Source organism: Leclercia sp. UBA5076 (assembly GCF_002416465.1).
In the GTDB taxonomy this organism is placed as follows: domain Bacteria; phylum Pseudomonadota; class Gammaproteobacteria; order Enterobacterales; family Enterobacteriaceae; genus Enterobacter.
Genome location: NZ_DIAO01000011.1, coordinates 76,379 through 89,095 on the forward strand (window position 1 = coordinate 76,379; position 12,717 = coordinate 89,095).

Genomic DNA, 12,717 nt, shown 5'->3' on the forward strand with positions numbered 1-12,717 from the left:
CTCCTTAATTGGTCGAGGTTGACTCGCCCGGTAACATGGCGCTGGCGGTCTGCCCCGCGCCACCCTGTGGGGCAGACTGGAGCGGATGCGCATCAAAGTACTTACGCAGGCCTTTATAAATCGCTTCGGCAATCTGCTGCTGGTAGCTGTCACTGGCCAGCAGGCGCTCTTCACCGTTATTACTGATGAAGCCCGTCTCCACGAGAATGGACGGAATATCCGGCGAACGCAGCACGCCGAGGCTGGCATGTTCCGGGCGGCGCTTATGCAGGGAACCGACACTTTGCAGCTGATTCAGGACGTTAGTCGCTACATCATACCCGACACGCTGGGAATGGCCGAACTGTAAATCCAGTACCGCCTGGCTCAGGTAGGGATCCGACTGGCTGTTCGCCAGCACGTCGCCCGCCCCGCCTAACAGCTCGGATTGCTTTTCATGTTCCTCAAGCCAGTTTGCCATTTCGCTGTTGGCGCGACGGTTGGAAAGTACCCATACGGACGCCCCCGTCGCGTTGCGGTTGGGAGCTGCATCGGCATGCACTGAGACCAGGAAATTGGCATTCTGCTGACGCGCCACGTCAGAACGGCCCATGACCGAGATAAAATAGTCACCGTCACGGGTTAACACGCCTTTAAACATCGGGTCGTCGTTCAGCAAGGTCCGCAGCTTACGGGCAATGGCAATGGTCACGTTTTTCTCACGCGTTCCCCCCGGCCCGATGGCGCCAGGATCATCGCCACCGTGTCCAGCATCGATGGCGATAATAACTTTATCGCCGCTTGCCGGGCGCGCCTGCACCGCGGGACGGGTCACCGTGTTGCTACTGGTGACGCTGGTAATACGATCGCTGCCGGATTTAAACGGATTTCGTGCGGGCTCCGAAGGGCGCGGTGCAACGACAGGCTCTTCCACCCGCTTGACCACGACCGGTGGCGGCGGAGGTGGCGGTGGTGCATCGGCGTTGATGGTAAAGACCACCATATAGTTCGCCCCGTTTTGTTGCTTCACCGCCCGGGTCTTGCCGTTTTGCGTTAAATCCACCACCAGACGCAGGGATTGCGCATCTTTTGGCGTACCGGAACGAATGCTGCGCACCAGGTTGTTGCCGCTGAACTGTAACGGCAGCCCCTTGATAACGCCGGTCTGTTTAATATCCAGCGCGACGCTGCGCTTATCGTCCTGCGAAAACGCATACTCAGGATCGCCCATAAAGCTGAAGGTGATCCGGGCCTGAGTGTCTCCGTTGGAAACCTGAATATCGGACAAGGTTGCCGCCCCGGCCTGTGCGCAAAACAGCACCGTTGCAGCTATCAGCCAACTTTTAACGCGATTAATCATCCCGTTATCTCTTAACTTAACCGGCTAAACGCGCCAGTATCGAATTTCCTGATGCGGAGAGAGCAGTCACGCGGGCTTCACGCCCTTGCGCCTGATACTCCAGGTGAATTTCAACATCGGGTTCAGGTAAAACACCGGTCCCCTGCTGCGGCCACTCGACCAGGCAAATGGCATCGTTGGCAAAGTAGTCACGGATCCCCATAAATTCCAGCTCTTCAGGATCGGCAAGGCGATAAAGATCGAAGTGGTAGACCATCAGGTTTTCCAGGGTGTAGGGCTCGACCAGCGTGTAGGTCGGGCTTTTCACATTACCCTGATGTCCCAGCGCCTGTAAGAAGCCCCGGCTAAAGGTGGTCTTACCCGCGCCAAGGTCGCCATACAGATAGATGACTGTTGCGCCCTGGCAGGCCTGCGCCACGCGCTGGCCGAGATCTAAAGTTGCTTGTTCGTCGGGTAAAGGGATCACGCGATTAATCATTTTCTACGTCAGTTATTTTCGGGTTAACGACACGCCTTAGCGTGTCAAAAAGATCGGTTGCCAGCATGCCGCGCGTGCCATAGTGGTCAGCCAGCCGATCGGCAGCTGCACCATGCGCGACGCAGCCTGCGCAGGCGGCATCATAAAGCGCCAGTTTCTGTCCAAGCAACGCGCCAATAATACCGGAAAGCACGTCGCCCATGCCGCCGCTCGCCATTCCGGCATTGCCGACATCCACGATGCCTGTCTCTCCGCTCTCGCTGGCGACGACGGTACCGGCGCCTTTCAGCACCACAACACCACCGTAACGTTTTACCAGACGCTGGGCAGAATGTAAGCGATCGCTTTCAATTTCTGCAACGCTGCAGTTAAGCAGCCGCGCGGCCTCGCCGGGGTGCGGCGTCAGGATGCGATTGTGACGTTTATCCGGGTTGATTGCCAGAAGGTTCAGCGCGTCAGCGTCCCATAGCATCGCATGGCGAAAGTTTTCGACCTTGCGTAGTGCCTCCTTCCCCCACGGCTCCTGACCGAGACCGGGGCCAATCACCACCACATCGGCCCATTGCAGACTGTCATCCAGCGCCTTCGGCGTCAGTTCATGCACCATCAGTTCAGGCCGGGCGGTAACGATCGGGGCAATATTTTCGCGGCGGGTCAGGACGCGCACCAGCCCAGCCCCCGTGCGCAGTGCCGCTTCGCCGGTCATGCGAATAGCGCCCGCTGTGCCATGGTCGCCGCCGATAATCACCAGCCGGCCATGATCGCCCTTATGGGAAGTTGGACGGCGTGGCGGCAACCACTGCGCCAGATGCGAGGCATCAAAGCGGGTGATGGCGGTCTCCTGCCCGGCGAGCCAGCCCTCCAGCCCAAGCGCGTGATGATGCAACGTGCCCACCACATCGCGCGCTTTACCGGTCAACAGGCCCGGTTTAAGGGCAATAAACGTCACCGTATGGTCGGCATTTATGACCGCGCCTGGCGTGGTGCCCGTCTGAGCAACCAGCCCGGAGGGAATATCCAGCGCAACGATGGGGGCCGCATGCTGGTTAGCGTGGGCGATCAATCCGGCGACCTCGTCGCGAGGCGCGCTGCGCAAACCTGTTCCCAGAAGGCCGTCAACGATGAGGTCGATGCCTTCCGGCCAGGGGGTATCCGCAGCGTGGATAATCCCTGCCGCATCCAGCCAGGCTTGCCGCGCGTCTGTGGCCTCTTCCGGAAGCGGTTTGTCGCTCTCTGTCGCCAGCAGCGTAACGGTAATGCCTGCGGCAAGCGCCAGTCGGGCGACAACATAGCCATCGCCACCGTTATTGCCATGACCGCACAGGATGAGCCAGTGGCGGGATTGCGGGTAAGCGGTACGGGCAACGGTGAACGCTGCCTCACCCGCACGCCGCATCAGTTCATAAAGGGTAATGCCCAGACTGTCTGCCGCCTCTTTTTCGGCGCGCCGCAGGTCGTCCGCGGGCCAGACAGAGTGTGGTATACTTGCGGGGTTTTTCTTCACAGTATGGTCCGTCATGTCACAGCCCCTCGATCTCAATCAGTTAGCGCAAAACATTAAACAGTGGGGCGCTGAGCTTGGTTTTCAACACGTGGGTATCACCGATACCGATCTCTCTGCCAGCGAGCCCAAACTGCAGGCATGGCTGGATAATCAATACCACGGCGAGATGGAGTGGATGGCGCGTCACGGCATGATGCGCGCCCGCCCGCATGAACTGTTGCCGGGAACCCTGCGCGTGATCAGCGTGCGTATGAACTACCTTCCCACCGGAGCCGCTTTTGCCAGTACGCTGAAGAACCCCTCTCTGGGGTATGTCAGCCGTTATGCCCTGGGGCGTGACTATCATAAACTGTTGCGTAACCGGCTCAAAAAGCTTGGGGAAATGATTCAGGAGCAGTGCGCCACGCTGAATTTTAGACCTTTTGTCGATTCTGCGCCTGTTCTTGAGCGCCCGCTGGCGGAAAAAGCCGGGCTCGGCTGGACAGGTAAGCACTCACTTATCCTCAGCCGCGACGCCGGGTCGTTCTTCTTCCTCGGAGAACTGCTGATTGATCTTCCCCTGCCGGTGGATAAGCCGGTCGAAGAAGGCTGTGGCCGCTGTGTGGCCTGTATGACCATCTGCCCTACCGGTGCCATTGTCGAGCCTTATACCGTCGATGCCCGCCGCTGCATCTCCTACCTGACCATTGAACTGGAAGGGGCGATCCCGGAAGAGTTTCGGCCGTTAATCGGCAATCGCATTTACGGCTGCGATGATTGTCAGCTGATCTGCCCGTGGAACCGTTATTCACAGCTAACGGAAGAGGACGACTTCAGCCCGCGCAAGGCGTTACACGCGCCGCCGCTGACAGAGCTGTTTGCCTGGAGCGAAGCCTGGTTCCTGAAAGTGACGGAAGGATCGGCGATTCGCCGTATTGGTCACCTGCGCTGGTTGCGTAATATCGCCGTTGCGCTGGGAAATGCCCCCTGGGATGAAGCCAATCTCCGGGCGCTGGAAAGTCGCCGAGGTGAGCACCCACTTCTCGATGAACACATAGAGTGGGCGGTTGCGCAGCAAATCGCCAAACGAAATGCCTGCGTGGTTGAGGTGCAATCTCCGCAGAAACTCAGGCTGGTAAGGGTCGTCGAAAAAGGGCTTCCGAGAGATGCATGATGTTTCCACAGCCTGTGAATAAAAATTAAAAGGCAGAGAGAGTCTGGTTCTGGCTATTGGTCAAGTGATCGAGCTAACATTTTGAAATGAAATTTTCTTTATAAATTTCAATACATTAAAACGTTACTATTCATCAGGCGAAGTTTCTGAATATTCGGTAAAAAGAGATTAACCTGTGGATAAGTCTGTTAAGAAGAGTTTGTCAGAAATGAAACAAGTCGTCCCCGGCGGGGCTTTCCGCGGTGGATATCTGGAGGAGGAGAAAAAATTTGGAGCGGGAAACGAGACTCGAACTCGCGACCCCGACCTTGGCAAGGTCGTGCTCTACCAACTGAGCTATTCCCGCTTGGGTGGTGTTACTTCTTTGCGAACAAATTTGGAGCGGGAAACGAGACTCGAACTCGCGACCCCGACCTTGGCAAGGTCGTGCTCTACCAACTGAGCTATTCCCGCTTAATCTTCGTCTTTCAAGCTGCTGTTGCAACTCAAAATCCTGCGATTGGTGGTCTTACTTCTCAGCAAACAGATTTGGAGCGGGAAACGAGACTCGAACTCGCGACCCCGACCTTGGCAAGGTCGTGCTCTACCAACTGAGCTATTCCCGCAAAATCTGTGCTGTCGTAACGATGAATTCTCTGTCGTTACGGGAGGCGCATTATACGAGAAATCCTTTCTGCTGCAACCCCCCAAAAAGCGTTTTTTTATAAATTTAGTTCAAGTGCTGCAATATTCGTCACATTGTGCAGATTTAAAGCGTTATGCCCCGGCAGGCGCACGCCTGCCGGAAAGATCGCTTATAAATTAATAAAATGTTCGCGGTAGTAGGCCAGCTCCGCCACCGACTCACGGATGTCGTCCATGGCCTGGTGGGTGCCCTGCTTCTTAAAGCCGTCGAGAATTTCCGGCTTCCAGCGACGCGCCAGCTCTTTCATGGTGCTGACGTCCAGGTAACGGTAGTGGAAATACGCTTCGAGCTCCGGCATGTACTTAAACAGGAAGCGGCGATCCTGGCCGATGCTGTTGCCACAAATCGGTGATTTTCCCTGCGGTACCCACTGCTTCAGAAATTCGATTGTCGCCAGCTCGGCTTCGCGGTCGCCCTGGGTGCTGGCTTTCACGCGATCCACCAGCCCGCTGCCGGTGTGGGTGCGCACGTTCCAGTCATCCATCAGCGCCAGCTGTTCGTCGGACTGGTGCACGGCAATGGTCGGCCCTTCCGCCAGGATATTCAGGTTCGCGTCAGTGACCAGCGTGGCGATCTCAATAATGCGATCGCGCTCAGGATCGAGCCCGGTCATCTCCAGATCGATCCAAATCAGATTGTTTTCATCTGCACTCATGTTATTTTCCACCCTTCTCGCATAACCGGCCGTGGCAGGTTAACTACTATTAATTAGTGTGTATCATAGAGGTTTTGCCCAATATGGGCGACCAGGAGCCAGCACGATTGAGTAAAAATAAACTCTCCAAAGGGCAGCAGCGCCGCGTTAAAGCTAACCATCAGCGCCGCCTTAAAACCACTTCAGAAAAGGTCGACTACGACGACAACCTGTTTGGCGAGCCCGCGGAAGGCATCGTGATTAGCCGCTTCGGTATGCATGCTGATGTAGAGTCTGCCGACGGCGACGTTCACCGCTGCAATATTCGTCGCACCATCCGCTCGCTGGTAACCGGTGACCGCGTGGTATGGCGCCCCGGTAAAGCCGCTGCTGAAGGCGTGACGGTGAAAGGTATCGTCGAAGCCGTGCACGAGCGCTCGTCGGTATTAACCCGCCCCGACTTTTATGACGGCGTAAAACCGATTGCCGCCAATATCGATCAGATTGTCATTGTCTCGGCCATTCTGCCCGAACTGTCGCTGAACATTATCGACCGTTATCTCGTCGCGTGTGAAACCCTGCAGGTTGAGCCGCTGATCGTCCTGAATAAGATTGATCTGCTCGACGCCGAAGGCACCGCATTTGTTAACGAGCAGATGGATATCTATCGCAAGATTGGCTATCGCGTACTGATGGTCTCAAGCCGCACTCAGGATGGCCTGAAGCCGCTTGAAGAGGCGTTGACCGACCGCATCAGCATTTTTGCGGGCCAGTCCGGGGTGGGCAAATCCAGCCTGCTGAATAATCTGCTTGGCTTGCCGCAGGAGATCCTGACTAACGATGTCTCCGACACCTCCGGTCTTGGCCAGCACACGACTACCGCTTCACGCCTCTATCACTTCCCGCACGGCGGCGATGTGATCGACTCCCCTGGAGTGCGTGAATTTGGTCTTTGGCATCTTGAACCGGAACAAATCTTTAACGGTTTTGTCGAATTCCACGACTACCTAGGCGCGTGCAAATATCGCGACTGTAAGCATGACAACGACCCGGGCTGCGCCATTCGTGAAGCGGTCGAAAACGGTGAAATTGCGGAAACCCGTTTTGAAAACTACCACCGCATTCTCGAAAGCATGGCTCAGGTAAAAACGCGTAAAAGCTTTTCTGAATCTGATGACTGACAACTAAGCTAAGCGTCGCTAAAATCGTCCCCTTTTTTCAGGTTCCGGCTGTTTAACAGCCGGCTCAGGAACGACAAAACAATGGCCTGGAGGCTACCTTGTTAAACTCATTTAAACTTTCGCTTCAATACATTCTGCCGAAACTGTGGCTCACTCGCCTGGCGGGCTGGGGCGCAAGCAAACGAGCGGGCTGGCTGACTAAGCTGGTAATCGATCTGTTCGTGAAATATTACAAGGTCGATATGCAGGAAGCGCAGAAGCCGGATACGGCAAGCTACCGCACCTTCAACGATTTCTTCGTCCGCCCACTGCGCGATGAAGTACGCCCCCTGAACACTGACCCGAACGTGCTGGTAATGCCTGCCGACGGCGTGATCAGCCAGTTGGGTGCTATCGAAAACGACAAAATTTTGCAGGCTAAAGGCCACAACTACAGCCTGGAAGCCCTGCTGGCCGGTAACTACCTGATGGCGGATCTGTTCCGCAACGGGACCTTTGCTACCACCTACCTGTCGCCACGTGACTACCACCGCGTGCATATGCCGTGCAACGGTATCCTGCGCGAGATGATCTACGTACCGGGCGATCTCTTCTCGGTTAACCACCTCACCGCGCAAAACGTACCGAACCTGTTTGCCCGTAACGAGCGCGTTATCTGCCTGTTCGACACCGAGTTTGGCCCAATGGCGCAAATTCTGGTGGGTGCGACCATTGTCGGCAGCATCGAAACGGTCTGGGCGGGCACCATTACGCCGCCGCGTGAAGGGATCATCAAACGCTGGACGTGGCCTGCGGGCGAAAGCGAAGGTTCCGTGGCGCTGCTTAAAGGTCAGGAAATGGGCCGCTTCAAGCTCGGCTCCACCGTTATCAACCTGTTTGCGCAGGGTAAAGTGAAGCTGGTAGAGCAGCTTGAAAGTCTGTCCGTGACCAAGCTCGGCCAGCCGCTGGCGGTATCAACAGAGCCCTTCGTCACCACGGATGCAGAGCCTGCGCCACTGCCAGCAGAAGAGATTGCCGCCGAACACGAAGCCAGCCCACTGGTCGACGATAAAAAAGACGTAAGCTAAGCAAAAGGTAAACTGACGTGCGCCTGATTATCACTTTTCTGATGGCCTGGTGCCTCAGTATGGGGGCCTACGCAGCGACGGCCCCCGATACCAAACAAATCACGCAAGAACTGGAGCAGGCAAAGGCGGCAAAACCCGCCCAGCCAGAAACCGTAGAGGTGCTCCAGGCTGCGCTGAACGCCCTTGAGGAGCGTAAAGGCTCCCTTGAGCGTGCCACGCAGTATCAGCAGGTTATCGATAATTTCCCCAAACTTTCGCAAACCCTCCGCGCGCAGCTGAGCGATATCCGTGAAGAGCCACGTCAGGTGCCCGCGGGCTTAACCTCTGACGCGCTCAACCAGGAGATCCTACAGGTCAGCAGCCAGCTACTGGAAAAAACCCGCCAGGCGCAGCAGGAGCAGGAGCGTGCCCGGGATATCGCCGACTCGCTGAATCAGCTACCACAGCAGCAAACCGACGCCCGCCGCCAGCTCAATGAGGTTGAACGCCGGGCCGGGGCGCAAACCGGCAATACCCCCCTTAACCAGGCACAGAATCTCGGCATGCAGGCGGAGTCCGCCAGATTAAAAGCCCTGGTGGATGAACTGGAGCTGGCGCAACTCTCGGCTAACAACCGTCAGGAGCTGGCCCGTATGCGCTCTGAGCTGGCGAAAAAGCAGGGTGAGCAGCTGGACGCTTATCTTCAGGCGCTGCGCAATCAGCTGAACAGCCAGCGCCAGCGTGAAGCTGAGCGGGCGCTGGAAAGCACCGAGATGCTGGCGGAGAATAGCGAGAACCTGCCGTCCGGCATCGTGGAGCAATTCAAAGTCAACCGGGAGCTTTCGGCCGCGCTTAACCAGCAGGCGCAGCGTATGGATCTGGTGGCCTCGCAGCAACGTCAGGCAACCAGTCAGACCCTGCAGGTGCGCCAGGCGCTGAATACCCTTCGCGAACAGTCCCAGTGGCTGGGTTCGTCGAATCTGCTGGGCGAGGCGCTGCGCGCTCAGGTTGCGCGTCTGCCCGAGATGCCAAAACCGCAGCAGCTGGATACCGAAATGGCACAGCTGCGCGTACAGCGACTGCGCTTTGAGGATCAACTGAATAAGCAGCCCCAGTTGCGCCAGATCCACCAGCCGGATGGCAAGCCGTTGACCGCCGAACAAAACCGGATTCTGGAAGCCCAGCTGAGAACGCAGCGCGAGCTGCTGAACTCTCTGTTGCAGGGCGGCGATACGCTGCTGCTTGAACTGACCAAACTGAAAGTATCGAACAGCCAGCTGGAAGATGCGTTAAAAGAGGTCAACGAGGCGACCCACCGCTATCTGTTCTGGACCTCGGACGTGCGCCCCGTCTCCTTCTCCTGGCCGATTGATATTGTTCAGGACCTGCGCCGCTTGATTTCGCTGGATACCTTCAGCCAGCTTGGCAAAGCCAGCATTATGATGCTCACCAGCAAGGAGACGATTTTCCCGCTGCTGGGGGCGCTGATCCTGGTCGGATTCAGCATTTATTCGCGTCGCCATTTCACCCGCTTCCTTGACCGCTCCAGCGCCCGTGTAGGCAAGGTGACGCAGGATCATTTCTGGCTCACGCTGCGCACGGTTTTCTGGTCGATTCTGGTTGCCTCACCGCTGCCGGTGCTGTGGATGACCCTGGGTTATGGCCTGCGCGAAGCCTGGCCTTACCCGCTGGCGGTGGCGATAGGTTTCGGGGTAACGGCTACCGTGCCGCTGCTGTGGGTGGTGATGATCTGCGCCACCTTCGCGCGTCCGAACGGGCTGTTTGTCGCCCACTTTGGCTGGCCGCGTAATCGCGTGGCGCGGGCCATGCGCTACTACCTGATGAGCATCGGGCTTATCGTGCCGCTGATTATGGCGCTGATCATGTTTGATAACCTCAACGATCGGGAGTTTTCCGGCTCGCTGGGTCGCCTCTGCTTTATGCTGATTTGCGGTGCGCTTGCGGTGGTGACGCTGAGCCTGAAGAAGGCCGGGATCCCGCTCTATCTCGACAAAGAGGGTAGCGGCGATAACATGGTCAACCATATGCTGTGGAATCTGCTGCTCGGCGCCCCGCTGGCGGCGATCCTCGCGGCGGCCGTCGGCTATCTGGCCACCGCTCAGGCGTTGCTGGCGCGTCTTGAGACCTCGGTAGCGATCTGGTTCCTGCTGCTGGTGGTCTACCACGTGATCCGCCGCTGGATGCTGATCCAGCGCCGTCGCCTGGCCTTCGACCGGGCGAAAAACCGCCGGGCCGAAATCCTCGCCCAGCGTGCGCGCGGTGAAGAGGAGCCACCTCACATGCTCAGTACCGAGGGGGCAGTAGAGGTAGATGAAACCGAGCTGGATCTGGATGCCATCAGTACCCAGTCACTGCGGCTGGTACGATCCATCCTGATGCTGATCGCCCTGCTCTCCGTTATCTTCCTGTGGTCGGAAATTCATTCGGCGTTTGGCTTCCTGGAGAACATCACCCTCTGGGATGTAACCTCGACGGTACAGGGCGTGGAGAGTCTGGAGCCGATTACGCTCGGCGCAGTCCTGATTGCCATTCTGGTCTTCATCATCACCACCCAGCTGATCCGGAACTTCCCGGCGCTGCTGGAGCTGGCCCTGTTGCAGCATCTGGATTTGACCCCAGGAACCGGATACGCCATCACCACCATCACCAAATACCTGCTGATGCTCTTTGGCGGGCTGGTGGGCTTCTCGATGATCGGCATTGAGTGGTCGAAGTTGCAGTGGCTGGTGGCTGCGCTCGGGGTGGGGCTCGGGTTTGGTTTGCAGGAGATCTTCGCCAACTTTATCTCCGGCCTGATCATCCTGTTTGAAAAGCCGATTCGTATTGGCGATACCGTGACGATCCGCGATTTGACCGGGAGCATCACCAAAATCAACACCCGCGCTACCACCATCAGCGACTGGGACCGCAAAGAGATCATCGTGCCAAACAAGGCGTTTATCACCGAGCAGTTTATTAACTGGTCGCTGTCTGACTCCGTCACGCGTGTGGTCCTGACCGTGCCGGCACCGTCGGATGCCAACAGCGAAGAGGTAACGCAGATCCTCTACACGGCGGCCGAGCGCTGCTCGCTGGTGATCAGCACCCCGGAGCCGGAAGTGTTCCTGGTGGATTTACAGCAGGGGATCCAGATTTTCGAACTGCGTATTTACGCGGCGGAGATGGGCCATCGTATGCCGCTGCGTCATGAGATCCACCAGCTGATTCTGGCGGGCTTCCGTGAACACGGCATCGATATGCCGTTCCCACCGTTCCAGATGCGCCTGGAAACGCTGGATGGACGTAAGACGGGAAGAACCTTGACGTCGGCGGCGAAGCAGCGCCCGGCGGGGAGTTTGTAGTGCAAATGCCGGGTGGCGCTACGCTTACCCGGCCTACAAAATCCGTAGGCCCGTGCAAGCGCAGCGCCGCCGGGCAAACAACATCTCAGGCGCGATCTACGGTAAACGCAATCACATCACCCAGTTGCTCGGCGCCCAGCGCCAGCATCACCAGACGATCGACACCCAGCGCCACACCGGAGCAGTCCGGCAGGCCCGCTTTTAACGCACCCAGTAAGTTGTGGTCGATAGGCTGTTGCGGCAGGCCGCGTGCGGCACGCTTGCGGTTATCCTGTTCGAAACGCTGTTGCTGCTCCCGGGCATCGGTCAGCTCATGGAAACCATTCGCCAGTTCAATACCTTTAAAGTAAACCTCGAAGCGCTCCGCCACGCGGTGATCTTCCGTGCTGATTTGCGCCAGTGACGCCTGGCTTGCCGGGAAGTGATAGACGAAGGTCGGACGATCTTTGCCAATCTGCGGCTCAACACCAAAGGTAAAGAGCATCTGCAGCAGCGTGTCGCGATCTTCTTCGGTATCGGCAATATTGCTGAGATCCAGTTTCGCTGCCGCTTCACGCAGTTGCGTTTTGTCAGCCGAGAGCGGATCAATCTCCAGATGACGCTGGAAAGCCTGCTGATAAGAGAGCGTTTCCGCTTCCGGGCACTCCAGCACCTGTTGCAGTAGGTCGTCCACCTCGTTCATCAGGCGGTACATGTCATAGTGCGGACGGTACCACTCCAGCATGGTGAATTCCGGATTGTGATGACGCCCCATCTCTTCGTTGCGGAAACTGCGGCACAGTTGGTACACCGGGCCACACCCGGCTGCCAGCAGGCGTTTCATATGGTATTCCGGGCTGGTCATCAGATAGAGATTCATCCCCTGAGAGTGACCAGGGCCAACAAAACGGGTTTCAAACGGCACCAGATGAATATCCGTGACCGTCGCCTGACTCATGCAGGGCGTTTCCACCTCCAGCACTCCGCGGTCGGCAAAGAAGCGGCGGATCTCCGCCATAATTGCAGCGCGTTTTAACAGATTGGGGATGGATGCGCTCGGCTGCCAGGTGGCCGTTTCGCTCATGAGAATTTCTCCGATTTCAGACAAGGGGACGAAGTCTACTCGCAACCCAGGGCGGAGACAAATTTTGCCCAATGAATTTTAGGGTTTTCATAACCTCCAATAATTACGTGACGCAATTCATCAATTGCAGTGATAAATGAAGGGAAATAACCGCAAAAAAATCGAACACGTCAAATTTCCCTTCTTTCCCTGCGGCTATACTGCGTTACCCATAAAGGAGCAGTGGAATCGCCTTCGCATTTGCCCTCCTGGGCCCTGCACTACCCAAGGGT

Annotated in this window: 9 protein-coding genes and 3 tRNA genes; 4 read left to right on the forward strand and 8 right to left on the reverse strand. The window is 57.2% G+C overall.

Features of this window, described 5'->3' with window-relative positions; genetic code table 11:
* Positions 1 to 4: 4 nt before the first annotated feature.
* Genes amiB through nnr form a run of 3 tightly spaced genes read right to left on the reverse strand, consistent with a single transcriptional unit; the run spans position 5 to position 3,336 of the window.
* Positions 5 to 1,339 (reverse strand): N-acetylmuramoyl-L-alanine amidase AmiB, encoded by a 1,335-nt coding sequence (amiB, locus tag B3X29_RS10865; protein ID WP_159340436.1) that lies wholly within the window; start codon positions 1,337 to 1,339, stop codon positions 5 to 7.
* Between the two features lie 16 nt (positions 1,340 to 1,355).
* Positions 1,356 to 1,817 (reverse strand): tRNA (adenosine(37)-N6)-threonylcarbamoyltransferase complex ATPase subunit type 1 TsaE, encoded by a 462-nt coding sequence (gene tsaE, locus B3X29_RS10870; RefSeq protein WP_159340435.1) that lies wholly within the window; start codon positions 1,815 to 1,817, stop codon positions 1,356 to 1,358.
* Positions 1,810 to 3,336 (reverse strand): bifunctional ADP-dependent NAD(P)H-hydrate dehydratase/NAD(P)H-hydrate epimerase, encoded by a 1,527-nt coding sequence (nnr, locus tag B3X29_RS10875; RefSeq protein WP_159340434.1) that lies wholly within the window; start codon positions 3,334 to 3,336, stop codon positions 1,810 to 1,812. Before nnr ends, tsaE begins: the two co-directional genes overlap by 8 nt.
* Here nnr and queG point away from each other — a divergent pair.
* Positions 3,335 to 4,474: a tRNA epoxyqueuosine(34) reductase QueG gene (gene queG / locus B3X29_RS10880; RefSeq protein WP_103177961.1), complete on the forward strand. Its 1,140-nt coding sequence runs from the start codon at positions 3,335 to 3,337 to the stop codon at positions 4,472 to 4,474. The genes nnr and queG overlap by 2 nt on opposite strands.
* 270 nt (positions 4,475 to 4,744) lie before the next feature.
* Here the strand turns inward: queG and B3X29_RS10885 are convergent.
* The 4 genes from B3X29_RS10885 to orn all read right to left on the reverse strand — a co-directional run bounded on the left by B3X29_RS10885 (position 4,745) and on the right by orn (position 5,814).
* Positions 4,745 to 4,820, reverse strand: a tRNA-Gly gene (locus tag B3X29_RS10885).
* A 31-nt stretch (positions 4,821 to 4,851) separates the two neighbouring features.
* A tRNA-Gly gene (locus tag B3X29_RS10890) sits at positions 4,852 to 4,927 on the reverse strand.
* A gap of 76 nt (positions 4,928 to 5,003) precedes the next feature.
* Positions 5,004 to 5,079, reverse strand: a tRNA-Gly gene (locus B3X29_RS10895).
* A 189-nt stretch (positions 5,080 to 5,268) separates the two neighbouring features.
* Positions 5,269 to 5,814 carry an oligoribonuclease gene (gene orn / locus B3X29_RS10900; RefSeq protein WP_159340231.1) on the reverse strand — a complete coding sequence of 182 codons (546 nt, stop codon included), beginning with the start codon at positions 5,812 to 5,814 and terminating at the stop codon, positions 5,269 to 5,271.
* A gap of 107 nt (positions 5,815 to 5,921) precedes the next feature.
* Between orn and rsgA the strand changes: the two genes are divergently transcribed.
* From rsgA to mscM, 3 genes are all read left to right on the forward strand, one after another.
* Positions 5,922 to 6,974 carry a small ribosomal subunit biogenesis GTPase RsgA gene (gene rsgA / locus B3X29_RS10905; RefSeq protein ID WP_168191995.1) on the forward strand — a complete coding sequence of 351 codons (1,053 nt, stop codon included), beginning with the start codon at positions 5,922 to 5,924 and terminating at the stop codon, positions 6,972 to 6,974.
* A gap of 98 nt (positions 6,975 to 7,072) precedes the next feature.
* Entirely contained in the window at positions 7,073 to 8,041 is a 969-nt protein-coding gene (asd, locus tag B3X29_RS10910; RefSeq protein WP_159340232.1) for an archaetidylserine decarboxylase, read from the forward strand.
* A 17-nt stretch (positions 8,042 to 8,058) separates the two neighbouring features.
* Positions 8,059 to 11,382, forward strand: a complete 3,324-nt coding sequence (gene mscM / locus B3X29_RS10915) for a miniconductance mechanosensitive channel MscM (protein WP_103177958.1) — start codon at positions 8,059 to 8,061, stop codon at positions 11,380 to 11,382.
* Between the two features lie 85 nt (positions 11,383 to 11,467).
* On the opposite strand, the gene epmA is transcribed toward mscM, so the two are convergent.
* On the reverse strand, positions 11,468 to 12,445 hold the full coding sequence (epmA, locus tag B3X29_RS10920; protein ID WP_103177957.1) for an elongation factor P--(R)-beta-lysine ligase: 978 nt from the start codon (positions 12,443 to 12,445) through the stop codon (positions 11,468 to 11,470).
* Between the last annotated feature and the right edge of the window lie 272 nt (positions 12,446 to 12,717).

Bases quoted from the DNA above. Each gene is read 5' to 3' on its own strand.
- epmA (WP_103177957.1), bottom strand. From the start codon at position 12,445: ATGAGCGAAACGGCCACCTGGCAGCCGAGCGCATCCATCCCCAATCTG.
- orn (WP_159340231.1), bottom strand. From the start codon at position 5,814: ATGAGTGCAGATGAAAACAATCTGATTTGGATCGATCTGGAGATGACC.
- nnr (WP_159340434.1), bottom strand. From the start codon at position 3,336: ATGACGGACCATACTGTGAAGAAAAACCCCGCAAGTATACCACACTCT.
- amiB (WP_159340436.1), bottom strand. From the start codon at position 1,339: ATGATTAATCGCGTTAAAAGTTGGCTGATAGCTGCAACGGTGCTGTTT.
- queG (WP_103177961.1), top strand. From the start codon at position 3,335: ATGTCACAGCCCCTCGATCTCAATCAGTTAGCGCAAAACATTAAACAG.
- tsaE (WP_159340435.1), bottom strand. From the start codon at position 1,817: ATGATTAATCGCGTGATCCCTTTACCCGACGAACAAGCAACTTTAGAT.